The sequence below is a fragment of the Paenibacillus sp. J5C2022 genome (genome assembly GCF_025567625.1).
Classification (GTDB): Bacteria; Bacillota; Bacilli; order Paenibacillales; family Paenibacillaceae; genus Pristimantibacillus.
Window position 1 is genome coordinate 262772 of the sequence record NZ_JAOQJC010000002.1, and the last position, 23654, is coordinate 286425.

The 23654-nt window shown below is 52.9% G+C and carries 26 protein-coding genes; all 26 read left to right on the forward strand.

What is annotated here, in order from left to right; translation table 11 throughout:
- Positions 1–35: 35 nt before the first annotated feature.
- A complete protein-coding gene (locus tag M6D81_RS02995; RefSeq protein ID WP_262675313.1) occupies positions 36–335 on the forward strand; it encodes a hypothetical protein in 300 nt (99 codons plus the stop codon).
- A 139-nt stretch (positions 336–474) separates the two neighbouring features.
- Entirely contained in the window at positions 475–816 is a 342-nt protein-coding gene (locus tag M6D81_RS03000; RefSeq protein WP_262675314.1) for a histidine triad nucleotide-binding protein, read from the forward strand.
- Between the two features lie 97 nt (positions 817–913).
- Positions 914–1087 (forward strand): 30S ribosomal protein S21, encoded by a 174-nt coding sequence (gene rpsU, locus M6D81_RS03005; RefSeq protein WP_028597065.1) that lies wholly within the window; start codon positions 914–916, stop codon positions 1085–1087.
- A 15-nt stretch (positions 1088–1102) separates the two neighbouring features.
- Positions 1103–1546 carry a GatB/YqeY domain-containing protein gene (locus M6D81_RS03010; RefSeq protein WP_262675315.1) on the forward strand — a complete coding sequence of 148 codons (444 nt, stop codon included), beginning with the start codon at positions 1103–1105 and terminating at the stop codon, positions 1544–1546.
- 224 nt (positions 1547–1770) lie between these two features.
- Positions 1771–3171, forward strand: coding sequence for an NfeD family protein (locus M6D81_RS03015; protein WP_262675316.1), 1401 nt, complete (start codon positions 1771–1773; stop codon positions 3169–3171).
- Positions 3172–3225: 54 nt separating this feature from the next.
- Positions 3226–4218, forward strand: coding sequence for a flotillin-like protein FloA (gene floA, locus M6D81_RS03020; RefSeq protein ID WP_317259087.1), 993 nt, complete (start codon positions 3226–3228; stop codon positions 4216–4218).
- Between the two features lie 49 nt (positions 4219–4267).
- A complete protein-coding gene (locus M6D81_RS03025; RefSeq protein ID WP_262675317.1) occupies positions 4268–4789 on the forward strand; it encodes a hypothetical protein in 522 nt (173 codons plus the stop codon).
- Positions 4790–4955: 166 nt separating this feature from the next.
- Positions 4956–5234: a sporulation protein YqfC gene (yqfC, locus tag M6D81_RS03030; protein WP_262675318.1), complete on the forward strand. Its 279-nt coding sequence runs from the start codon at positions 4956–4958 to the stop codon at positions 5232–5234.
- Between the two features lie 21 nt (positions 5235–5255).
- Positions 5256–6458, forward strand: coding sequence for a sporulation protein YqfD (gene yqfD / locus M6D81_RS03035; protein WP_262675319.1), 1203 nt, complete (start codon positions 5256–5258; stop codon positions 6456–6458).
- A gap of 3 nt (positions 6459–6461) precedes the next feature.
- The gene (locus tag M6D81_RS03040) at positions 6462–7442 is read left to right on the forward strand and encodes a PhoH family protein (protein WP_410795682.1); all 981 of its coding nucleotides are present in this window, start codon (positions 6462–6464) and stop codon (positions 7440–7442) included.
- A gap of 18 nt (positions 7443–7460) precedes the next feature.
- Positions 7461–9698 (forward strand): HD family phosphohydrolase, encoded by a 2238-nt coding sequence (locus M6D81_RS03045; protein ID WP_262675320.1) that lies wholly within the window; start codon positions 7461–7463, stop codon positions 9696–9698.
- A 5-nt stretch (positions 9699–9703) separates the two neighbouring features.
- Positions 9704–10201 (forward strand): rRNA maturation RNase YbeY, encoded by a 498-nt coding sequence (gene ybeY / locus M6D81_RS03050; RefSeq protein WP_262675321.1) that lies wholly within the window; start codon positions 9704–9706, stop codon positions 10199–10201.
- A complete protein-coding gene (locus M6D81_RS03055) occupies positions 10201–10566 on the forward strand; it encodes a diacylglycerol kinase family protein (protein WP_262675322.1) in 366 nt (121 codons plus the stop codon). Before ybeY ends, M6D81_RS03055 begins: the two co-directional genes overlap by 1 nt.
- A 17-nt stretch (positions 10567–10583) precedes the next feature.
- Positions 10584–11024, forward strand: a complete 441-nt coding sequence (locus M6D81_RS03060) for a cytidine deaminase (protein WP_262675323.1) — start codon at positions 10584–10586, stop codon at positions 11022–11024.
- Between the two features lie 5 nt (positions 11025–11029).
- Positions 11030–11947, forward strand: coding sequence for a GTPase Era (era, locus tag M6D81_RS03065; RefSeq protein ID WP_262675324.1), 918 nt, complete (start codon positions 11030–11032; stop codon positions 11945–11947).
- Between the two features lie 90 nt (positions 11948–12037).
- On the forward strand, positions 12038–12202 hold the full coding sequence (locus M6D81_RS03070) for a YqzL family protein (protein ID WP_262675325.1): 165 nt from the start codon (positions 12038–12040) through the stop codon (positions 12200–12202).
- A gap of 52 nt (positions 12203–12254) precedes the next feature.
- Positions 12255–13001, forward strand: a complete 747-nt coding sequence (gene recO / locus M6D81_RS03075; RefSeq protein ID WP_262675326.1) for a DNA repair protein RecO — start codon at positions 12255–12257, stop codon at positions 12999–13001.
- A 347-nt stretch (positions 13002–13348) separates the two neighbouring features.
- The gene (gene glyQ, locus M6D81_RS03080) at positions 13349–14236 is read left to right on the forward strand and encodes a glycine--tRNA ligase subunit alpha (protein ID WP_262675327.1); all 888 of its coding nucleotides are present in this window, start codon (positions 13349–13351) and stop codon (positions 14234–14236) included.
- Positions 14229–16310, forward strand: coding sequence for a glycine--tRNA ligase subunit beta (gene glyS, locus M6D81_RS03085; RefSeq protein ID WP_262675328.1), 2082 nt, complete (start codon positions 14229–14231; stop codon positions 16308–16310). Before glyQ ends, glyS begins: the two co-directional genes overlap by 8 nt.
- A 32-nt stretch (positions 16311–16342) precedes the next feature.
- On the forward strand, positions 16343–17158 hold the full coding sequence (locus M6D81_RS03090) for a pyruvate, water dikinase regulatory protein (RefSeq protein ID WP_262675329.1): 816 nt from the start codon (positions 16343–16345) through the stop codon (positions 17156–17158).
- 118 nt (positions 17159–17276) lie between these two features.
- A complete protein-coding gene (locus M6D81_RS03095) occupies positions 17277–17747 on the forward strand; it encodes a YaiI/YqxD family protein (protein WP_262675383.1) in 471 nt (156 codons plus the stop codon).
- A gap of 63 nt (positions 17748–17810) precedes the next feature.
- A complete protein-coding gene (gene dnaG, locus M6D81_RS03100; RefSeq protein ID WP_262675384.1) occupies positions 17811–19640 on the forward strand; it encodes a DNA primase in 1830 nt (609 codons plus the stop codon).
- A 35-nt stretch (positions 19641–19675) separates the two neighbouring features.
- Positions 19676–20803, forward strand: coding sequence for an RNA polymerase sigma factor RpoD (gene rpoD, locus M6D81_RS03105; protein ID WP_262675330.1), 1128 nt, complete (start codon positions 19676–19678; stop codon positions 20801–20803).
- Between the two features lie 75 nt (positions 20804–20878).
- Positions 20879–21724, forward strand: a complete 846-nt coding sequence (locus M6D81_RS03110; RefSeq protein WP_262675331.1) for a hypothetical protein — start codon at positions 20879–20881, stop codon at positions 21722–21724.
- A complete protein-coding gene (locus M6D81_RS03115; protein WP_262675332.1) occupies positions 21724–22497 on the forward strand; it encodes a tRNA (adenine(22)-N(1))-methyltransferase in 774 nt (257 codons plus the stop codon). Before M6D81_RS03110 ends, M6D81_RS03115 begins: the two co-directional genes overlap by 1 nt.
- Positions 22473–23594 (forward strand): Nif3-like dinuclear metal center hexameric protein, encoded by a 1122-nt coding sequence (locus M6D81_RS03120; protein ID WP_262675333.1) that lies wholly within the window; start codon positions 22473–22475, stop codon positions 23592–23594. Before M6D81_RS03115 ends, M6D81_RS03120 begins: the two co-directional genes overlap by 25 nt.
- The last annotated feature ends 60 nt before the right edge of the window (positions 23595–23654 follow it).

The window sequence follows — 23654 nt, forward strand, 5'->3', positions numbered from 1 at the left end:
TCCGCATACAATGATGGTGACAGGAGGCTGAGGGAATGACGAATGTGAATACGATCATGAGCAACGCGGACAAGAAGAAAATATGCCAGCAGCATATGCACCGCTATGTGTTGGTGCAGACGGCGGAGGGATGGTGCGACGGATTTGTGGAGCATGTAGATGACGATATGGTCTATCTGGCAGTGCCTTGCGGTTCGGACGGGATGGACGAACGCGTGCTTTACCCCTATGGAGGGCCTATATATCCTTATCCATACTATCCGCGGCGCAGATTTTTCCGCCGAAGATTTCCACTAGGCGCCTTGCTGGCATTATCCTTGCTGCCCTTTTTCTAACTTTGCAACCGATAACGGCCGGCTGACGCATGCTGTGAATGAACAGCGTCAGCCTGCAGCGTTATTGGATTTTTTATTTTGTTTTCGTTATGATAGATAGAAGCATGATTCGAATCAATGGAAATGGAGGACAAGCACGATGGATTGCATATTCTGTAAAATTGTCGAGGGCAGCATCCCATCCAACAAGGTGTATGAAAACGACAGCGTAGTGGCATTTCACGACATTCAGCCCGCAGCTCCGGTACATATACTCATTATTCCGAAAAAACATATTCCAACCATGAATGACGCGGCTCCGGAGGATAATGAGCTGATCGGCGACATTTTTGCCGCCGCACGCCATATCGCCAAGGAGCTGGGCATTGCGGAGGACGGCTACAGGCTCATTAACAATGTGAACAGCGATGGCGGACAGGTTGTCTATCATCTGCATGTCCACTTGCTGGGCGGCAAGAAGCTCGGTTCACTATTAGCATAATCGTGAAGTTGACACTGGCTTTCATTTTACTTTATAATGAAGTTTGATAAACCGTGTTATAGCTCTGGACGGTCTGTTTCGGAGGGAGGGAAAACTGGTGTCTGAAACTAAAGTTCGCAAAAACGAAACTATCGATGCTGCGCTTCGCCGTTTTAAACGTACAATCGCTAAAGATGGCGTTCTGGCTGAGGTGAAGAAACGCAAGCATTACGAAAAACCAAGTGTAAAGCGCAAGAAAAAGTCCGAGGCTGCGCGTAAGAGAAAGTTTTAGGAGGATCCTTCCATAATGAACCTGAGCGAACGATTGAGCGATGATATGAAGCAAGCGATGAAGAGCAAGGACAAGTTCAGACTGACTACGATCCGCATGGTTCGCGCGTCGATGAAGAACTTGGAAATTGATCTCAAGCGTCCTCTGGACGATAATGAAGTGCTTGACATTCTGAGTCGTGAGATCAAACAGCGTAAAGATTCCCTCCAAGAATTTAAAAAAGCTGGTCGCGATGATCTGATTGCAGATCTTGAGTCAGAAATTGAAATTATTAGTGGATACCTTCCCGAACAGCTGACTGAAGAAGATATACAAGAGATAGTTAGGCAGACCATCCATGAACTCGGTGCTTCTTCCAAAGCCGATATGGGGAAAGTGATGAGTGCGCTTATGCCCAAAGTAAAGGGACGCGCGGACGGCAAACTAGTAAATCAAGCTGTACAGCAATTTCTGCAATAGCATCAACGTGCGGACTCGCAAAACACCCCTATTCGGGGTGTTTTTTTGTTGCTCCACTTTGGGGGTATTGTGCATTATGTCACGGTGTTTTGTGTTAAAGTAATAATATGTCCGAACGATTGAATAAATAGGAGTAATGACGATTGGAACGGGGAGGAATGCCGAATCGGAATAGGGTTAAACTCTAAGTAGCGGAATGTCAAACGGTGCAAAGGAGTGGTGGTGTGCATTGGATAAAGTGGAAGCGTGCCATTTCCGTTATGCTGGTCCTCTGGCTTGCCGCTGGCGCATTATGGACGGCAGGGAGCTTGCTGGGAGCTGTACCTGCCCTTGCAAAGACGGGGCAAGGAAGTGAGGAGGCCGGTTCGGCTGTATTCGTCATCCCGGTGAAGCATACGGTAGAGCAAGGGCTCTACGCCTTTCTCAAGAGGGCCTTCAAGGAAGCAGAGGAGGGCCGCGCTGCGCATGTCATATTGGTCGTCAATACATTGGGCGGCGAAGTGGTCAGCGCCAGCGATATCGGCGAATTAATCCGGAGCAGCAGTATTCCCACTACAGCTTATGTAGAAGGGAAAGCGGTATCGGCGGGTACATACATCGCCTTGAATGCGGATCATATCGCCATGCAGCCGGGAAGCACAATAGGCTCAGCTGCCGTTGTTAACGGCAGCACGGGAGAGATGATTCAGAACCCTAAGGTCGTATCGTTCTGGGTGTCCCAGATGACGGAAGCCGCCAAGCTGAATGGCCGAGATCCCGCCATCGCTGCGGCGATGGTAGACGTACAGGCAACTGTGGCACTCAAGGACAAAATCGGACGCGACAAGCAAGCGGGTGAAATATTATCGCTGTCGCATTCCGAAGCGAACAAGGTCGGCTACTCCGATTATACGGCTTCGAGCGTGCAAGAAGTAGCGGAGTGGCTAGGGCTGGGCCAGCGAACACTTATCGAAGTCCAGCCTTCCATCGCTGAGGAAGTGGCCCGATTCCTCATCCATCCCGCCGTGTCTACTGTGCTTCTGATCATCGGCATAGCAGGCATTGCGATTGAACTGCTCGTGCCAGGGTTTGGAGTTCCCGGCATTATGGGGATGCTGGCGATGGGACTGTTCTTCTTCGGCTCCTACCTGTCCGGATTTGCCGGCATGGAGTCGGTCGTCCTGTTCGTATTGGGCGTTGTGCTGCTGTTTATTGAAATATTCGTACCGAGCTTTGGCATATTAGGTCTGCTCGGAAGCGCGTCGCTCGTTGCCGGCGTTGTCATTGCCGCCCCCGATCCGCGATCGGGCATCCTGTCGTTGGCCATTGCCTTCGTGGCGGCACTCGTGATTGTCGTCCTGTTCGCCAGAACCCATCGCGGGCGCGGCGTATGGAACAAATTCATATTGCGCGACAAGCTTACGACGGAAGAAGGCTACCTGTCTGCGGCTTCGAAAGAGCTCTTGGTCGGTCAAGAAGGGATAGCCGTAACGCCGCTGAGGCCGGCAGGTACCGCCTTGCTGGCCGATCAACGGGTCGATGTGATCACTTCCGGACAATTCATTGAAGCCAATACGCCGGTGCAGGTCGTGAAGGTGGAAGGTACCTGGGTTGTAGTAAAAGCGGTAGAGGCAAGAACGGACTAATGTTGTCCGATATGTCCTGCCGAAAAGAATGGAACAGAAATGGAGGCTCTTGAAATGGATTTGGATCCCATTATCATGATTGTAGTCGTCGGTATATTGATCGTTATATTGCTTTCTGTGTTTCTAAGCTTCTTCCCCATTATGCTATGGATATCTGCACTTGCGTCAGGCGTGCGGATCGGCATTATCACGCTCGTGGCTATGAGGCTGCGCCGCGTAGTGCCAAGCCGGATCGTCAATCCTATGATCAAGGCGACGAAAGCGGGACTCGGCTTGACAATCAATCAGCTGGAGAGCCACTTCCTGGCGGGAGGCAATGTCGACAGAGTCGTCAACTCGCTCATCGCGGCGCAGAGAGCGAACATCCCGCTGTTGTTCGAGCGGGCTGCTGCTATCGATCTGGCGGGCCGCGACGTGCTGCAAGCCGTTCAGATGAGCGTCAACCCTCGCGTCATCGAGACTCCGGTCGTCGCCGCGGTCGCCAGCGACGGCATCGAAGTGAAAGTAAAGGCGCGGGTGACGGTTCGGGCCAATATCGACCGGTTAGTAGGCGGCGCAGGCGAGGAGACGATCATTGCTCGCGTCGGAGAAGGTATTGTTACAACTGTAGGCTCGTCGAGATCGCATAAGGATGTACTGGAGAATCCGGACTTGATCTCCCGGACGGTGTTGGGCAAGGGTCTCGATGCCGGTACGGCATTCGAGATATTATCCATCGATATCGCGGATGTGGATGTAGGCAAGAACATCGGCGCCTACTTGCAGACGGAGCAGGCTGAAGCGGACAAGAAGATCGCTCAGGCGAAAGCGGAAGAGCGGCGGGCGATGGCTGTAGCGCAAGAGCAGGAGAACAAAGCGAAGGTGGTCGAGATGGAAGCGCGAGTCGTGGAATCGGAATCCCAGGTGCCGCTCGCCATGGCGGAGGCGCTGCGCAGCGGCAAGCTTGGCGTCATGGATTATCTCAATATGAAAAATATCGAGTCGGACACGAAGATGCGAAGCGCGATCGGAGAGACGAATCCCCTGCAGGATGAAGAGGAGAAATAATCTGCGGGGAGACGACGGCTTTCGCTATTCGAAAGGGAGGTGAGCGAAGTTGTCTTTATTGGATATGCTGCTTGACAACATCTATGTAGTCGTGCCGCTTCTGTTCATCGTCTACCGGTTGTGGAAGCAAGCTCAGCGAAGCGGGCAATCCGCAACGGAAGCAGGCAGACCGCCACAGCGCACTTCGTCAAGTCCTCGCCATGAAGAGCGTACTCGTAACGAGCCCGCTTCCGAGACTGGCGGTGACGATACGGTATACCGATCAACACTGGAGACTATGAAGCGAACGGAGCGTCCGGAGCTCGGAGACTTGTTGCGGCAAGAAGAGCCGGAAGTCTTGACAGAACGGAAGGGCGCCCCGTCCCGTCGAACACTATCCGGCCGATCCTTGACAGGAGCAGCGTCTTCTCGCGGTGCTTCCCCATTCTCCTCCGCCGTTCGGAGCGTAACCGGCGAACAGGAGACTGGAATGCCGAAGCTGAGCAGGCAAGAGCTGAGACGTGCCGTCATTTGGTCCGAAGTGCTCGGTCCGCCCAGATCCAGCACGAGGAACGTGAACAGAAGAACTTAATACAGCAGAAACGCAGCAACAACCCCCTTAACCGCCGGCAGCCGGTCGTTAAGGGGGTTGTTTGGTTGTGTGAAAAATGAGCGCTCGGCGTTCCTCATAATTAAGAAATGAGCAGCATATTTTGTTATAGTACGCATCTGCGAAATAAGGGGGGCAATAAGCATACATGCGACATTTGAAGAAGAAGTTTCACAAGCTGACGGCCGAGATGCTGGATATGCCGCAAGATGTCGTGTATGACTTGCCAAGGCTAACTTTAATAGGCGACCGACAATTATATATCGAAAATCATCGGGGCGTTGTTCATTTTTCAAGCGAGAAGCTCATGCTTGCACTGAGCAAAGGACAGCTTGAAGTATCGGGCAGCGATCTCGTCATACGTACGATCTGGACGGAGGAAGTATTCATCGAAGGGGTCATTACAAGCATTCAATTGCTGCCTTAACGAGAACGGGAGGGGATTGCAGTGAGAAGAGACGGACTGGAGTGGTTAAGAGGAGTTGTCGTTGTACAAGCAAGGGGCGGCGAGGCGGAGAAGCTGCTGAACAAGGCTCTTGCAGGAGGGTTGTCGCTGTCCGAGATACGATGGACAAGCCGCGGCGATGATAAGAAGCTGCATTTTCAAACATCGGTTAGCGACTTTTTCCGGCTGCGGCCGTATTTAAAGGAGACAGGCTGCCGCATCCATGTCGTGGAGCGCCGCGGCTTGCCGTTCTGGCTTGTAAAGGCTGAACGCCGCATCTGGTTCTCCGGCGGGCTTGTACTGTTCTTCGCCATGATCTTTGTTTTATCATCGCTCGTATGGAGCATAGAAGTGGAGGGCAACGTCAAGCTGACGGAGGACGAAATTCTTCAGGCTGCCAAGCACGAAGGATTGTATCATTTTCAATGGTCATTCCGTCTGAAGGATATGGATGTGCTGTCGAAACGGCTTGTCAGCGATCTGCCGGGCACAACCTGGATCGGTGTGGAGAAGAAGGGAACGAAGGTGCGGATACAAGTGGTGGAGATGACGCTTCCCGAGCAGTTTCCGCTGCACAATCCCAGACATCTCGTGTCGTCTGCCGATGCAGTGGTAACCGAGATTATCGCTGAAGCCGGCCGGCCGGTCGTGAAGAAGAATACACGGGTGAGAAAAGGACAAACCTTAATATCGGGAGCGATCGGCTCAGAATCCCATTCGCAAATTGTTGTGGCCAAGGGAACGGTAAAAGGCTTGGTCTGGTACGAGTTCACGGTGGAGTCCCCTCTTGTGCAGCAGATGAAGGTCTATACGGGCGAGAAAAAGACGAAGTGGTACGCCGTCCTTGGATCGAGAGCGCTTCAGCTGAGCGGATTCGGCGACGACAGCTTCGCGCAGTCCGAAGTAATTACTCATCAGGAGCGTGTGTCATGGCGCAACTGGTCTCTGCCTATCGGAAGAATGAAGGAAACGGTGATGGAATCGGAGCTGCTGGAGCGGGAATTGTCGGCGGACGAGGCGAAGAATGTCGGTTTGATGCGAGCGAGAGCGGAAGTTATCGAGAAGGCGGGGACGGATGCTGTCATCCGCGATGAAATTGTTTTGCATGAAGAGTCGGACAATGGTAAAGTTTATATGAAAGTTCTTTTTGAAGTGGAGCAATCCATTGTGCAGGAGATGCCTTTAGTTCACATGCAGGGAGATTGAGAATTGTTGCAAATTGAAACGATTAAAACCGTAAAAATTCCACTAGGCAACGCAGCAGAAGGCTTGGCCGTATTCGGTCCGCAAGACAAGCATCTCAGATTGATTGAAGAAAGTATGCAAGCCTCATCCATCGCCTCGCGCGAAGCGGAAATCGCCATCTCCGGTCCGGAACCGGAAGTCGACTCGCTGGAGCAGCTGTTCACCGTATTGCTTCAGCTTGTGCGCAACGGCTACACGCCTTCGGAGCGGGATATTGTATATGCGCTTGACCTGGCTCGCAATATGCAGGCGGAAGAACTGCTGGATCTGTTCAAGAAGGAAGTGGCCACGACGTTCCGCGGCAAGAAGATTCTTGCCAAGACGATCGGTCAGCGTCATTATGTGAAGACGATACGCAAGCGGGATATCGTATTCGGAATCGGACCGGCCGGCACGGGCAAGACTTATCTGGCTGTCGTGCTGGCCGTGGTCGCCTTGAAGGAGGGAGCCGTCAAGCGAATTGTCCTGACGCGTCCTGCGGTAGAAGCAGGGGAGAATCTGGGCTTCCTGCCGGGCGATCTGCAGGAGAAGGTAGACCCCTACTTGCGGCCTTTGTACGATGCGCTGCATGATGTGCTTGGACCCGATCAGACGGTGAAAGCGATGGAGCGAGGCATGATTGAAGTCGCGCCGCTCGCTTATATGCGGGGACGGACGCTGGATGACTCTTTTATTATATTGGACGAAGCTCAGAATACGACGCCCGAGCAGATGAAAATGTTCCTGACGCGCCTTGGATTCGGCTCCAAAATGGTCATTACCGGCGATGTAACCCAAATTGACTTGCCGCGCGGCAAAAACTCCGGCTTGGTGGAGGCGCAGCGCATACTGAAGTCCATAGACGAAATAGGCTTGATCTACTTCTCGGAGCAGGATGTCGTCCGTCATTCCCTCGTGCAGAAGATTATAACAGCTTACGACCGGGATGCAGAGATGAAAGCCTAGAGGAGGGTTGGAAGCGGCATGAACGAGAAAGGGACAACAAAGTCCGGGAATGTCCGGCCTGCCAAAACTTCCGGCTGGAGACAAAGTCCGGCTGTCAGATGGCTGCTTATGGGGCTGTTTGTGCTACTGTTTTATTTCAGCCTGTCGCCTCACGTCATTCCGGAAACCTATGACATCTCGGAAGGCTCCGTTAGCGAGAAGGACATCAAGGCGCCATTCCAGATTAAAGACGAGAAAGCGACCAGGCAAGCGGAAGAGGAAGCGGCGGGGAGAATTGAAGACAGTTATTCCAACGTCTCGCTTCGGAACGAGCAGTTGGTGGAGCAAATATTGTACCGGATCGAACAGCTGAACGCCGACGATCAAGTGACGACCGAGAACAAAATTGATATTTACCGTTCCGAAATACCGAGAAAGTACGGCGATCATATCGATTTGTTCGTGAAGAATAACCGCGGCAAAGGTACATACAGCGATTCCTTGCTGGAGGAAATGTCGTATGTGACCAAGGAGCAGCAGTACACGATCCCGGAAGAGACATTCTACAAGATGCCTCAGCTTACTTCGGAGCAGCTAGGCGAGATGCGGGATGTCGCGAAAGAGATCGTGCGCAAGCTGACAATCGAGCCGTTGAGGGATGCGGAGACGGCCAGAATGCAAGTGGCCGAGCTGGTCAACGGCAGCTCGATCTCGCAACGCACCGCCAGGGAAATCGTGCAGGAACTGGCGCGTTTCTCCATTATGCCGAATAAATTCCTGGATAAGGAAGCGACGGACGAAGCCAGGGTGCAAGCGAAGCAGAATACGCCTCCGGTCGTCATTAAAGAAGGAGATATCATCGTCAAGCACGGAGAGACGATTACCCCGGAGCTGTACAAGCTGCTGTCCGACGCCAATCTGCTTCAGGACAAGCGCCATTACTGGCCGCAAGCAGGATTGCTTATTCTGTCGCTGATGTTCGTGCTGGTGCTGTACGCTTACTTGCATCAATCCGGCGGCATCAGCGGCTTGAAGCCGAAGTACAGCAACGCCCAGCTGCTGATGCTATGGCTCATATTCCTGATCAATATCATTACGATTCAGATCATTGCACTTACGCAGACGGATTCCGCCCATTATGCCGGTTATCTGGCACCTGCGGCATTGGGAGCGATGCTGATTACGCTGCTGTTGGATATGCATTTGGCCGTTATCGGCTCCTTTATTTTTGCCGTGATGGGGAGCATGATTTTGAATACCGGCCAAGGCCACATTTTCGATTTCAAATACGGCTTCTTCATTATCGTCATATCGCTTGCAGCCGTATTCTCTATTCATCGGGCGAGCCAGCGATCGGCCATATTGAAGGCTGGCATTATGGTGAGTCTGTTCGGTTCGCTGGCGGTTATGGTCACGCTCATGATGTCGGAGCAGATGGACCGGATTCCGTTCATCTATTCCATTACGTTCGCCTTCGCAGGAGGCTTGCTGACAGCGGTGCTGGTCATCGGACTGATGCCATTCTTCGAGATCACATTCGGCATTCTGTCGGCTCTGAAGCTGGTGGAGCTGTCCAATCCCAATCACCCGCTGCTGCGCAAGCTGCTTACCGAGACGCCTGGAACGTATCATCACAGCGTCATGGTAGGCAACCTGTCGGAAGCTGCTGCGGAGTCGATCGGAGCGGACGGGCTTCTGTGCCGGGTAGGCTCCTTCTACCACGATATCGGCAAGACGAAGCGTCCGAATTACTTCATCGAGAATCAGTCCAATATCGAGAATCCGCATGACACGATCGACCCCAAGCTGAGCAAGTCGATTATCGTTGCCCATGCGCGGGATGGAGTAGACATGCTGAAGGGGTATAATATCCCTAAGCCGATTCGCGATATTGCGGAGCAGCATCATGGTACGACATCGCTGAAATTCTTCTACCACAAGGCGCTTAAGCAAGCCGAGGAAGCGGGCGTAGAGCCGGACTTTACAGAGGACGACTTCAGATATCCGGGTCCCAAGGCGCAATCCAAGGAGGCGGCAGTGGTCGGCATCGCGGACTGTGTGGAAGCTGCCGTACGTTCCTTGCGCAGCCCGACTGTGGATCAGGTGGAAGCGATGATCAACAAAATTATCAAGAGCAGGCTGGATGACAATCAATACAACGAATGCGACCTTACGCTGAAGGAACTGGACAAGATCGCCCAGTCGCTCAAGGAAAGCATAATTGGTATCTTCCATTCCCGCATCGAATATCCGGAAGATGTGAAGACGAAGGAGTGAATGAATTGAGCTTGAGACTGGATTGGAGCAACGAACAGGATAAAATTGAAATACCGGAAAATATGGTGGACAAGCTTGAGCAGCTGCTGACGCTTGCAGGTGCTGCGGAAGGTCTCACGGACGGCGATGTGGCGTTGACCTTCACGGATGACGATGGCATTCATTCGCTTAATCGTGAATATCGCGGCATTGACAGGCCTACCGATGTGTTGTCCTTCGCTATGCAGGACGATGGCGTGGAAGAGCTGGACATCGTGTTCGAAGTGGAGAGCGAAGACGAAGCGGACCCCATCAGCGGCATGCTCGGGGACATTATCATATCGGTGGAGCGCGCCGTTGCCCAGAGTGAGGAATACGGACATTCCCTGGAGCGGGAGCTTGGCTTCCTGTTCGTTCACGGATTCCTGCATTTGTTGGGCTACGATCATGAGGACGAGCAAGCGGAAGCCGTCATGACCGCCAAGCAAGAAGAAGTGCTGCGGCAAGCCGGCTTGACAAGATAATGAAGGCGTTAATACGCAGTGTGGGACTGGCATTGTCGGGCATCCGCCATTCCATTGCGACTCAGCGGCATATGCAAATTCATTGCATAGCCGCTTTCCTTGTCTTTATAGCGGGAATGATGCTGTCTCTGAATGCATTGGAATGGGCGCTGATTGCCATGGCGGTAGGGATGGTCATCTCTGCAGAAGTGATGAACACGGCAGTTGAGAATGCGGTCGATCTTGCTTGTCCCGAGCGTCACCCTCTGGCGAAGATCGCCAAGGACTGTGCGGCCGGGGCGGTGCTCATCTGTGCAATAGCGGCCGTCATCATCGGATTATTGGTGATGGGCCCCCCGCTATGGCAATTACTGACTGGCAGTTGAAGGAGAGTGACTGTAAGATGAAGAACAATTATATAGGGTTGAGCGACGATTACCAAGCGTTGCTTGAGGAAGCGGCGGAAGCCAGAGAGAGAGCGTACACTCCCTATTCGCAATTCCAGGTAGGGGCTGCGCTGCTGGATTGCGACAATAACGTACACCGGGGCTGCAACGTCGAGAATGCCGCCTACGGACCGACCAACTGCGCGGAGCGTACAGCGTTATTCCGGGCGATCGCAGACGGAAGGCTGGCGGGACAATTCAAGGCTATCGCCGTCGTGGGCGATACGGATGAGCCGATTACGCCGTGCGGCGTATGCCGGCAAGTGCTGGTGGAGCTGTGTCCGCCGGACATGCCGGTCATTATGGGCAATTTGCATGGAGAATGGGAAGTGAAGACAGTTGCGGAACTGCTGCCTGGAGCGTTCACGCCGCTGTCTCTGCATAAGGAGGAGCAATAATCGATATGAACACATCTATGAACAACAACGACGGTTTCCGATCCGGATTCGTTGCCATCGTGGGACGACCGAATGTGGGCAAGTCTACGCTGATGAATCATGTGATCGGGCAGAAGATCGCCATTATGTCGGATAAGCCGCAGACGACACGGAACAAAATTCATGGCGTCTACACGACCGATGAGCTGCAAATCGTCTTTCTGGACACGCCGGGCATCCACAAGCCGCAATCCAAGCTGGGCAATTATATGAATCAATCGGCGGAGAGCGCGCTTAAGGAAGTGGATGCGGTCATGTTCCTGATCGATGCATCCGAAGGGCTCGGCGGAGGCGATCGCTACATTATGGAGCAACTGAAGAGTGTTCACACGCCCGTCTTTCTCGTCATGAACAAGATAGATAAAATTCAGCCGGAAGAGCTGCTTCCGCTCATTACGCAATATAAGGACCTGTATCCCTTTGCCGAGATCGTGCCGATATCCGCTCTGCAAGGCAATAACGTGAATACGCTGCTGGAGCAGCTGTCTCGTTATTTGCCGGAGGGGCCGCAGTATTATCCTGCGGATCAAGTGACGGACCATCCTGAGCAGTTCGTATGCGCCGAGCTTGTGAGGGAGAAAATACTGCATCTGACCCGGGAGGAGATTCCCCATTCCATTGCGGTTACGATTGAAGATATGCGGGTGCAGGACAACGGCGTCGTCTATATCGGCGCAGTTATATTCGTGGAGCGCGACTCCCAGAAGGGAATTATTATCGGCAAGCGCGGCGAGCTGCTGAAGGAAGTAGGGAAAGGCGCCCGGAAGGACATCGAAGCGCTGCTGGGCTCGCGGGTATTCCTGGAGCTGTGGGTGAAGGTGAAGAAGGACTGGCGCAATCAGGAGAGAGTGCTTAGAGATATGGGATTCCGCCAAGATAGCTGATATTTTTTGCTAAGGATACCACGGGTCTTTTCGACGCATCCTAATAACTGTCTGGAGCAGCATTTCCGAGGCGGAAAGGGATGAATACGAATGCGAGACTTTTCGTGGAAGTATTTTACGTTGACCGGGGATGTCGAATCATACATGCTGTACAAGGAAATGGATCAGGTGGGGGTCGAGACGCATCCGGATGCAGCGTGGGATAGCGATGACGAGGAGATGATCGCGGGAGATCACTCCGGCTTGGGGAATTAAGCACTAATGCCATATCTGGATTAGAGTCGGTTGTCATGGGGGAGAAAGCGGTATGCTGGTTCGTGTGGAAGGTATAGTCATTCGCAGCATGGATTATGGCGAGAATCACAAAATCGTTACGCTGTTGACGAATGATAACGGCAAGGCGGGCGTGCTCATTCGAGGAGCGAAGAAGGTCAGGAGCAAGCATGCTTCGCTGTCCCAGCCGTTTACGTACGGCGAATTCCTGTTTTTCCGAGGCAATAGCGGATTAGGCACATTGAATCATGGTGAGATTATCCAATCTCACCATGATTTGCGTATGGATTTGGATCTCGCAGCTTATGCGTCATATGCAGCTGAACTGACAGACCGGTCGCTGCAGGACGACGAAGCGGGAACCTATCATTTCGAGCAGCTGAAAGCATGTCTGACAGCGCTGCAGGAGGGGAAGGACCCCGGCATCGTCTTGCATGTCTATGAAATGCGTATTCTGGACATGTCGGGTTATGCTCCCGTGCTGGAGGAGTGCGTGCATTGCGGCAATCGGGTCGGGCCGTTCAAATTGCTGCCGCATGCGGGGGGGGTGATCTGCTCCCGCTGTACCAGCGGTGCGGCGCATGCTGTACCCGTAAGCGAAAAGGCTCTGAAGCTGCTCAGACTGTTCAGCAAGCTCGATATGCGAAGGCTTGGCAATATTAACGTATCCGATCATACGAAAGCGGAAATACATGCATGCATGTCCGGCTTGATGGATGCCCAGCTGGGACTAAGGCTGAAGTCGAAAAATTTCCTGGATCAACTGGGCAAATTAAATTGACTTTTATAAGCGGAACGCCTACAATAGTAAATTATGAATATAGAGCTGTGATGGAGAAATTAGTTGCGGACTGAGCCGATAATAGCGAACCGGGGACGGTGAAAGCCCGGGAGGACACTGCAATGAAGGGCACTCCGGAGCGATGAAAGCGAAAGCGGGTCATCTAAAGAGGCGGCAAGCGCCGACAAGGATGGCCAAGTAGGGTGGAACCGCGGGAATAACAACTCTCGTCCCTATGTCTGGCGGCAGGCATAGCGACGGGAGTTTTTTGCCGTAGTGCGGCCGCTGCTCTATGAATGTCTTCGATAGAAGTATTCTCATTTTGAAGAAATGAAGGAGTGGGGTCATTGAATTTTCAAACGATGATATTGACGCTGCAGCAGTTCTGGGCCGAGCAGAATTGCATACTCGTGCAGCCGTACGATGTAGAGAAGGGGGCCGGTACGATGAATCCGATGACGTTCCTGCGCTCAATCGGTCCCGAGCCATGGAATGTCGCTTATGTGGAGCCTTCCCGCCGCCCGGCTGACGGCAGATATGGCGAGAATCCGAACCGGCTGTATCAGCATCATCAATTCCAGGTCATTCTGAAGCCATCGCCGGACAATATTCAGGAGCTCTATCTGGAAAGTCTGAAGCGACTTGGCATAGATGCGAAGGACCATGATATTCGCTTCGTTGAAGACAACTGGGAAGCGCCAACGCTCGGAGCATGGGGGCTGGGCTGGGAAGTATGGCTGGACGGCATGGAAATTACTCAATTCACATACTTCCAGCAAGTAGGCGGGATAGATGCGAATCCCGTCGCAGTTGAAATCACGTACGGTCTGGAGCGCCTTGCTTCCTATATTCAGGATAAGGAGAATGTATTCGAACTGGAATGGGTGGACGGCGTAACGTATGGAGACGTATTCCTGCAGCCCGAGTATGAGCATTCCAAGTATACCTTCGAGACTTCGGATACGGCCATGCTGTTCTCTCTCTTCTCCATGTACGAGGAAGAAGCGAAGAAAACGATGGACAATGCACTTGTCTTCCCGGCGTACGACTACGTGCTCAAATGCTCGCACACGTTCAACTTGCTGGATGCAAGGGGTGCGATTAGCGTGACGGAGCGAACCGGTTATATTACCCGAGTCCGGAACCTGGCGCGCGGAGTAGCAGCGGCATTCCTGGAAGAGCGCGAGAAGCTGGGATTCCCATTGTTGAAGAAGGAGGCGGCTGAACATGACTAGAGACCTGCTGTTGGAGATAGGGCTTGAGGAAGTGCCCGCCAGATTCGTGCGCGGAGCAATGGAACAGCTTAAGGAAAAGCTGGAGAAGTGGCTGGCAGAAGCCCGGATTCATCATGGAGTCGTACAAGCGTATGCGACGCCAAGGCGAATTGCCGTCATTGTGAAGGATATGGCGGAGAAGCAGACGGACATGCAAGAAGAAGCGAAAGGGCCGTCCCGCAAAATTGCTCAAGACGCGGAAGGCAACTGGAGCAAGGCTGCGCTTGGCTTCGCCAGAAGTCAAGGCGTGGAACCGGATCAATTGTACTTCAAGGAATTGTCCGGCGTGGAATACGTCTACGCTACCAAGAGCAGCATCGGTGTAGAGTCAAGCAGCCTTCTGCCGCAAGGCTTGAACGGTCTCGTCTCATCGATGTCCTTCCCGAAAAATATGCGCTGGGGAAGCCAGGAATTTCGCTTCGTTCGACCGATTCGCTGGCTAATAGCACTGCTGGGACAAGATGTTATCGAGCTTGAGATTGCGGGCGTGACAGCGGGGCGCATATCGAGAGGCCATCGTACGCTGGGGGCGGATGCCGCGATCGGCGAGCCGGCCGAATATGTCGAGAAGCTGCGCGAGCAGCATGTCATCGTGGACGTGGAAGAACGTCAAGCGATGATTGTGAGCGGCATTCAGGCGTTGATGGCGGACAAGGGCTGGCATGTGGCCATGAAGGAAGACTTGCTGGAAGAAGTATTGTTCCTTGTGGAGTATCCTACGGCGTTGCACGGCTCATTCGATCCGCAATTTCTGCAAATTCCGCAGGAAGTGCTCATTACCTCGATGCGGGAGCATCAGCGCTACTTCCCGGTTATGGATGAAGCGGGCAAGCTGCTGCCGCACTTCGTAACGGTGCGCAATGGGGACAGCCGTTCCATCGAGCTTGTGGCCAGAGGCAATGAGAAGGTGCTGCGCGCCAGATTGTCCGATGCGAAGTTCTTCTACGAGGAAGACCACAAGCTGACGATCGATTATGCGATGTCGAAGCTGCGCAATGTCGTCTATCACGAGGAGCTGGGTACGGTCTCGGACAAAGTGGACCGGATAGCAGCCGTAGCCAAAGGACTGGCGGAGCAGCTTAAGCTGGACGCCCAGGCATCTGCCAATATTCAGCGCGCCGCATCCATCTGCAAATTCGATCTTGTCTCTCAGATGGTGTACGAGTTCCCTGAGCTTCAAGGCATCATGGGCGAAGATTACGCCAAGCGCGCTGGCGAATCCGAAGATGTGGCGAAAGCGATTAATGAGCATTACCAGCCAAGATTCGCAGGTGACCAAGTGCCTTCTGGTGTGACGGGAGCGATCGTCAGTCTGGCGGACAAGATCGATACGATAGTAGGCTGCTTCTCGATCGGCATCGTTCCTACCGGCTCGCAAGATCCTTACGCGCTGCGCAGAAGCGCTGCAGGCATCGTGCAGATTATGCTGGCCTTCGGCTTCAAGCTGGAGCTGACCGATCTCTACCGTACGGCGCTATCCGTTCATGCTTCACGAGGGCTGAAGCGTCCGGCGGACGAGATTGAGAAGGACTTGAATGAATTCTTCTCGCTCCGAGTGAAGAACTGGCTGTCTGAGCAAGGATACCGTTACGATGTCATCGATGCGGTAATGGCTTCCGGCATCTCCGATCTGCAGCTGACGGCCAGCCGTGCCGCAGCCGTGGCGGCAGGTGTGAACGGGAAAGACAAGGCGGCGTTCAAACTGACGGTCGAAGCGTTCAACCGGGTAAGCAATCTGGCTGGTAAAGCGACGACGAGATCAGTGGATCGGCAATTGTTCCAGGAAAATGTCGAGCAGGAGCTGTACGATGCATGGCTGGCGCAAGAGGAGACGTTCCGGACGGCATTGGCAGATAAGAATGCTGCTGCAGCTCTGCAATCCTTGTCTGCATTGAAGCCGCCTATTCATCAGTACTTCGAGTCTGTCATGGTGATGGCCGAAGATGACCACATCCGGAACAACCGGCTGGCTACCTTGGCGAATATTGCCGATGATATAAGCCTTGTCGCCGACTTCTCCAAAGTAGTCTGGTAACTCATAACGATACGAAAGGAGTGAGAATACACTTGTCAGATCATAAAACGGAAGTCGTCGTATATGTCGTGTCGGATGCGGCAGGGGATACGGGAGAACTGGTCGTTCGCGCGGCAATTGCACAGTTTCATCCCATTCATGCAGATATTCGCAGAGCTCCTTTCGTAACGGACGAGGCGTCGTTGCAGCGCATTGCGGAGCTGGCGAGCGAGCAAGGAGCCATTGTGCTGTACACGCTTGTCATCCCTGGCCTTAGAGATGCTATGCGAAGACTGGCCGGGCAATACAGCGTATCGGCCATTGACTTGCTTGGTCCGTTCATCGAGACGCTGGAGGCGGCAACGGGACGATCTTCGCGCAAGGAGCCGGGACTGAATCATGTGCTCGACGCGGATTACTTCCGAAAGGTGGAAGCGGTGGAATTCGCTGTGAAGTATGATGACGCGCGCGATACGTCCGGTATTCAGAAGGCGGATATCGTGCTGGTCGGCGTATCCCGCACATCCAAAACTCCGTTGTCGATGTACTTGGCACATCAGAAATTCAAAGTAGCCAACGTTCCGCTCGTGCCGGAGCTGAAGCCTCCCGATGAGTTGTTCAAGCTCGACAAAGGGAAAATTGTCGGCTTGACGATTGATGTCGGTTATTTGAATGTCATTCGAAAAGAACGGCTCAAAGCGTTGGGGTTGCCGGATACGGCTTCTTATGCGACAACGGGACGGATCGAACAAGAGCTGCTGTATGCGGATGCCATTATGAAGCGGCTGGGCTGCGTTGTCATAGACGTATCCCATAAAGCTGTCGAAGAGACTGCCAGCCTGATTATGGAATATATGCGGTGCAAATGAAGCTTCCCTCTTTGCAAATATTTAATATGCGTTCATTTGATGGGATCTAGCAGGATTTTTTGATCCGGCGCCGTATATAATAGTACGGTATAGATTGTAGAATGAGCGGTGATGCAAGATTAACAGTTACAAGCCGATTATCTATGTAGATGCCGATGCCTGTCCGGTCAAGTCGGAAATTGTCCAGACCGCCAGCCGATTCCAAGTGCCCGTTCGCATGATCGCTTCTTACGATCACCGGCTGCAGCCAGCCGAAGGCGTGGAAATTGTGCAGGTGGACCGGAGCAGTCAGTCCGTGGATCTTTACATCGCGAACCATGCGGCTGCCGGCGATATCGTCGTAACGGCCGACTTTGGTCTGGCTTGCATGGTGATGGGCAAAAGGGCAATCGCTCTGTCGCCGCGGGGGGAGATGTATACGGAAGGGAACATCGACTATTTAATGGAGCGGAGACATGAAGGCGCCAGACGCCGCCGTGCCGGCATGCGAACGAAGGGGCCGAAGGCGATGAGCGGCGAGGATGCTGATTGCTTTCAACAAAAGTTGACAAAAGTTTTGCAGAACGTGCAGGAGAACTATGACGTATAGCGAATATAGTTTACAATCTGGATTTGTCTGTGACTTTTCTCATCTGAATGCAGGTGATACATGATGACAAGTGGAAAAATTCCTGATGATGTCATTGATGCGGTACGCAAGCGGCATGATATTGCGGAGACTGTCGGGAAATACGTTCATCTGACGAAGCGCGGCAAATACATGGTAGGACTTTGTCCTTTCCATTCCGAGAAGACACCTTCGTTTACCGTGACGCCTGAGATGCAGATTTATCACTGCTATGGCTGCGGCAAAGGCGGGAATGTCATCAGGTTTGTCCAGGAGATGGAGGGCTATTCCTTCCCGGAGGCCGTGCGAGTGCTTGCGGAGAGTGCGGGTATTCCGGTAACATGGACATCTTCCGGCCAAGGGAATTCCGCCGGACAAGATCCCAATCGGTTGAAAGTTATCGAAGCGCATGAACTGGCCGCCAAATTTTATCATTACTTGCTAAGCAACACGAAGCAAGGGGAACGGGCCAAACATTATTTGCGCGAACGAGGAATGACCGACCGGTTAATCGATCAGTTCATGATCGGTTATGCTCCTGACGAGTGGGATGTGCTGTCCCGCTTCCTGAGCGGCAGGGGATATTCGCTGGAGCTAATGGAAAGCGGAGGCCTGCTGTCGCCGAAATCGGACGGAAGCGGCTATGTGGACCGGTTCCGCGGACGCATCATGTTTCCGCTATGGGACCGTGAAGGACAGGCTGTCGCATTCGCCGGGCGGATTATCGACGAGGGTCAGCCCAAGTATTTGAATTCCCCCGAAAGCATGGTGTTCACGAAGAGCAGAATGCTGTATAACATGCATCATGCGAAGCCATTCGTTCGCAAGAGCAAGTCTGCGGTACTGTTCGAAGGGTTCATGGACGTGATTAAAGCATGGAACGCCGGTGTCAAGAACGGTGTTGCAACGATGGGAACGGCCTTGACAGAGGAACATTGCGTCTCGCTCAGACGACAAGCGGAGGAAGTCGTATTATGCTATGACGGCGACGATGCGGGACAAGCAGCTGCGCACAAATCGATTCCACTGCTTCAGGCTGCCGGCCTGAAGGTGCTTATCGCCATTCTTCCGAAGGGCAAGGACCCCGACGAATATATTGAGGAATACGGACCGGAAGCATTCTCCAGGCTTCTGGATGATCCTGTGTCAACTACGAAATTCAGACTTATATATTCTCGGAAAAACCATATACTGCTAAAAGAAGAAGGGCGAAAAAATTATCTGATGGAAGCGGTCGGAATTGTAGCCGAACTGGACTCCTCTACTGAACGCGAGCTGCACTTGAAGGAGCTGTCGCGCGAATTCGATGTATCCTTGGATGCGCTGAAGCAGGACTGTCATGAATATCGCATGGAGCTGCAAAAAAAGAAACCGCAAAGGGATAATAACGACAATTCGTGGAATAATGGTAGGAATGAAAAGCGCCGTGTATCACGGGCTTCGACTCTTCTGCCTGCTTATGCCACCGCGGAACGCAGATTGCTTCATGTGATGATGCAAAATCGTGAGGTGGCGGAGGATGTGCACGCAAGGCTCGGGGAATCCTTTCATGTAGAGGATCATGCAGCGCTTGCTGCTTATTTATACGCTTATTATGCCGGAGGCCATGAACCGGACCCCGCCCGATTCATTGAAACTTTACATGATGAACGATTGGAACAAACGGCTACGGCAATATTAATGATGGATGGCGGATTTCCTTTCGACGAGGCTGTAATGGAAGCATTTATCCATGATATTAAGAAAGTTCCCAAGCAGAGGGAGATCGAAAGGAAACGGGAAGAAATGGTACGTGCCGAGCGTGCCGGCGATGCTATAACGGCAGCGCAGTTAGGTCTTGAGATTATCGCCCTAGAGAGACAGCTGAAGAATTGACCAGATGACGTTTCTAGGGAGGAGGGAGTCGGAATATGGCGAATGATCAACATACAGAACTAGATACTGAACAGAAACTTGATCAAGTTAAGGATCAACTCATTGAGCATGGCAAGAAGCGCTCCTCCTTAACCTACAAGGAAATCATGGAGAAATTGTCTCCGTTCGATCAAGATCCTGAGCAAATTGATGAGTTTTTCGAGCAGCTTGACGATTTGGGAATTGAGGTCTTGAACGAAAGCGATGAAGATCCGCTTGTGCAGACAGGAGACGATCAGGAGAGGGATTCGGACGATTTCAATTTCGACGATGATCTTGCCTTGCCGCCTGGCATAAAAATTAACGATCCTGTCAGAATGTATTTGAAGGAGATCGGACGTGTTCCGCTACTCTCTGCCGATGACGAAATCGATCTTGCCATTCGGATCGAGAATGGAGACGAGGAAGCGAAGCGCAGGCTGGCGGAAGCGAATCTCCGTCTCGTCGTCAGCATTGCCAAGCGCTATGTGGGGCGTGGGATGTTGTTCCTTGACTTGATTCAGGAAGGAAATATGGGTCTTATTAAGGCGGTCGAGAAGTTCGATCACCAGAAGGGATTCAAATTCAGTACCTATGCCACTTGGTGGATTCGTCAAGCTATTACTCGCGCAATAGCCGACCAGGCTCGGACGATACGTATTCCTGTGCACATGGTGGAAACGATAAACAAGCTCGTCCGCGTATCCAGACAGCTGCTGCAAGAGCTGGGGCGTGAACCGACTCCTGAGGAGATTGCGGAGGAAATGGAGCTTAGCACGGAGAAGGTACGTGAGATTATGAAGATTGCCCAAGAGCCCGTCTCCTTGGAAACGCCGATTGGCGAGGAAGACGACTCGCATCTGGGTGACTTTATCGAAGATCAAGAAGCGCTCGCTCCTGCCGATGCTGCTGCATATGAGCTTCTCAAGGAACAGCTGGAGGATGTGCTGGACACCTTGACCGAACGGGAAGAGAACGTGCTCAGGCTCCGCTTCGGATTGGACGATGGCCGTACCCGTACGCTGGAGGAAGTCGGCAAGGTATTCGGCGTAACGAGAGAGCGGATCAGACAGATCGAAGCGAAGGCGCTTCGCAAATTGCGTCATCCAAGCCGCAGCAAGAGGCTTAAAGATTTCCTTGAATAACCCGGATATAATGACCTTCTGCATGAGCAGCAAGGTCTTTTTTCTCCTATTTCAACAGAGAGGATATCTGCTGCTATGGAGCATAACCGTGATATTATCGTGAAGGAAATTCGGCATTGGCGCAGGAGCAAAGTGCTGCCTGACCAGTATTGCGATTTCCTTCTTAATCTGTATCGTGACCCCGATGCGGACCCGGGATCGAACTCCGATCAGGATGCGCCTGGCCATACTATCGGGAAAGCGGTCATGGCTATGAGACGGGCAACGGGAAAGCAATGGTTCCTTACATTTGGAACTTTTACCTTAATTTCCTTCGTTGTGCTTTATTTTAGCTTTTTTCATCCGCTATTGCAAATCGCAATTATTTTGGGAGGCACGCTTGTCCTGCTCTGGGGCGGCAAGCGATGGAGAATGCGCAGCGAAGCGGCTGGCTTGTCATTGTCCAGCACAGGGATGCTGCTTCTGCTCGGCGGCGGACTGTACTTGCTTAATCAACATGAGCTGAATGCTTGGGGCTGGCAGGCGGCGTTCATTAGCGTCTGTGCGCTGTTCTGGATTGTCTATGGCATAAGGATGCGGATGCAAGTGCTTCATCTATGCGGCTGGCTGGCGATGCTGCTTACTTACAGCTGGCTGCTGTCCCGATTCGCGCCGGAGCCCAAGTGGTTCGAAGTGCAGCTGTATTGGCTTCCGCTGTCCGTTTTGTTCGGCTGGAGCAGTTGGTTCCTTCATCGATGGACGAAGGCGGTTCCATTGATTTTATTCGCAGTCTGCGCCTTAACCTGGTTTATGCCGGAAGTGTACAGTCTGGCTTTTCTGAAGGAGACGGAGTGGATTCAACTGCAATTGCTAATGAAATTCGCGCTGGGAGGGACACTGCTCTACTTCTTGCGCAAACAATGGATGGTGTGGGTGGCTTAATGATCAAATTATCAAACAGACTTCTGAAAATTGCGGAATACATAACGCCAGGCAGCCGTGTTGCCGACATTGGCTCGGATCATGCGCTGCTGCCGGTCTATCTGCTTCAGAACGGTATCGCGGCATCCGCGATAGCAGGTGAACTGAATGCCGGGCCGCTGGCTGCGGCGAAGAAGCAAGCGGCCGATGCGGGGCTTACCGGCAAGCTGCAGGTCCGTCAGGGCAACGGGCTGGCTGTCTTGCAAGGGGATGAAGCGGATACCGTAACGATCGCCGGCATGGGTGGCGGTCTAATGAAGGAAATATTGGAGGAAGGGCATGAGCGCGGCATGCTTGCGCAAGTGCAAGAGCTTGTGCTGCAGCCGAATGTGGGAGAAGATATCGTGCGAAGCTGGCTGCTGGAGAAAGGCTGGTATTTGAAGGCGGAGAGCATTCTGGAGGAAGACGGCAAAATATATGAAGTGTTGCATGCGCAAAGAAGCTCTGATGCGGAGCGGCTGAACAAGGAGCTCTATGACGGTTCGTTCCTGGGCTTGGCCTGGCAGAAGGAGATAACAACGTCTCTCTTGGTGCATATGGGTCCCCATCTGTTAAGGTCGGGAGGGCCGATCCTTATCATGAAATGGCAATCCGAGCTGCAGAAGCTGAATCGGATATGCGGTCAACTGGCGGAGTCCGAGCTTCCTCAAGCGACAGCGAAGTGGAGGCAATTGCAAGAAGAGATCAAAATGATTGGAGAGGTGCTACAGTGTTTGCAAACGGCCAACGATTAATGCAGTATATGGAGCAGCTGGCGCCAAAGCATTATGCGGTGGAGAACGACAAAATAGGGCTTCAACTGGGCACCTTGAACAAAGAAGTGGCCAAAGTCATGGTCGCTCTCGATGTAACGGACGAAGTGGTGGATGAGGCGATTGCAGCAGGCGCGAATCTGATCGTGGCGCATCATGCGATCATATACCGTCCGTTGGTCAAGCTGGATACGAGCACTCCGGCAGGCAGGCTGTACGAACGGCTGATCAAGCACGATATCGCCGTATATATATCCCACACAAATCTGGACACCGCCGACGGGGGCATAAACGATTGGTTGGCCGATGCGGCAGGCATCGCGCAGGAAGGCCGCATCCCGCTGGACGAGGTGCATACCGACAAGCTGTACAAGCTAGTCGTATTCGTCCCGGAGAGCCATCATGAAGCCGTCCTCGAAGCGTTATGGCGCGCAGGTGCCGGGGAGATTGGCAATTACGGCAGCTGCAGCTTCAATATAAGAGGAACCGGCACATTCCGTCCTGGGGACGGGAGCCAGCCGTACATCGGCTCAGAAGGGAAGCTGGAGCAGGTAGAAGAGGTTCGTGTGGAGACGATTGTGCCGTACAGCGTACATCGGGGGGCGGTTGCCGCCATGCTGAAGGCGCATCCGTACGAAGAGGTCGCTTACGATCTGTATCCTGTCGACCTGAAGGGGAGATCCTTCGGATTGGGCCGTTCAGGCAAATTGGAGCAGCCGGCAACGCTCAGCGAGCTGGCACAGCGGCTTAAGCAAGCCTATGATGTGCCGAGTCTGCGGGTGGTCGGTCCGCTGGACAAGCCGATTCGCAAGGCTGCCGTGCTGGGAGGCTCGGGAAGCCGATATGTGCGGCAGGCCATGTTCGCGGGCGCCGATGTGCTCATTACGGGCGATATCGATTACCATACGGCCCATGACGCACTTGCTGCAGGCATGACCATTATCGATGCGGGACACAATATCGAGAAGATTATGAAGCGCAAGGTTGCAGAATATTTGCGAGGCAAGCTGTCTGACGACAACTATAAGACGGAAGTTGTCGCTTCTGAATTATCAACGGAGCCGTTCGTCTTCCTCTAAATCATGAGTTAGCAATGTTTTGAATGAATGGAACGGATTCAGTCTTGAGCTTTTGTAGAA

Bases quoted from the DNA above. Each gene is read 5' to 3' on its own strand.
- yqfC (WP_262675318.1), top strand. From the start codon at position 4,956: ATGCGACATTTGAAGAAGAAGTTTCACAAGCTGACGGCCGAGATGCTG.
- glyS (WP_262675328.1), top strand. From the start codon at position 14,229: ATGACTAGAGACCTGCTGTTGGAGATAGGGCTTGAGGAAGTGCCCGCC.
- M6D81_RS03070 (WP_262675325.1), top strand. From the start codon at position 12,038: ATGCGAGACTTTTCGTGGAAGTATTTTACGTTGACCGGGGATGTCGAA.
- era (WP_262675324.1), top strand. From the start codon at position 11,030: ATGAACACATCTATGAACAACAACGACGGTTTCCGATCCGGATTCGTT.
- floA (WP_317259087.1), top strand. From the start codon at position 3,226: ATGGATTTGGATCCCATTATCATGATTGTAGTCGTCGGTATATTGATC.
- M6D81_RS03060 (WP_262675323.1), top strand. From the start codon at position 10,584: ATGAAGAACAATTATATAGGGTTGAGCGACGATTACCAAGCGTTGCTT.
- M6D81_RS03045 (WP_262675320.1), top strand. From the start codon at position 7,461: ATGAACGAGAAAGGGACAACAAAGTCCGGGAATGTCCGGCCTGCCAAA.
- recO (WP_262675326.1), top strand. From the start codon at position 12,255: ATGCTGGTTCGTGTGGAAGGTATAGTCATTCGCAGCATGGATTATGGC.
- M6D81_RS03010 (WP_262675315.1), top strand. From the start codon at position 1,103: ATGAACCTGAGCGAACGATTGAGCGATGATATGAAGCAAGCGATGAAG.
- M6D81_RS02995 (WP_262675313.1), top strand. From the start codon at position 36: ATGACGAATGTGAATACGATCATGAGCAACGCGGACAAGAAGAAAATA.
- dnaG (WP_262675384.1), top strand. From the start codon at position 17,811: ATGACAAGTGGAAAAATTCCTGATGATGTCATTGATGCGGTACGCAAG.
- rpoD (WP_262675330.1), top strand. From the start codon at position 19,676: ATGGCGAATGATCAACATACAGAACTAGATACTGAACAGAAACTTGAT.
- M6D81_RS03000 (WP_262675314.1), top strand. From the start codon at position 475: ATGGATTGCATATTCTGTAAAATTGTCGAGGGCAGCATCCCATCCAAC.
- M6D81_RS03055 (WP_262675322.1), top strand. From the start codon at position 10,201: ATGAAGGCGTTAATACGCAGTGTGGGACTGGCATTGTCGGGCATCCGC.
- M6D81_RS03115 (WP_262675332.1), top strand. From the start codon at position 21,724: ATGATCAAATTATCAAACAGACTTCTGAAAATTGCGGAATACATAACG.
- M6D81_RS03110 (WP_262675331.1), top strand. From the start codon at position 20,879: ATGGAGCATAACCGTGATATTATCGTGAAGGAAATTCGGCATTGGCGC.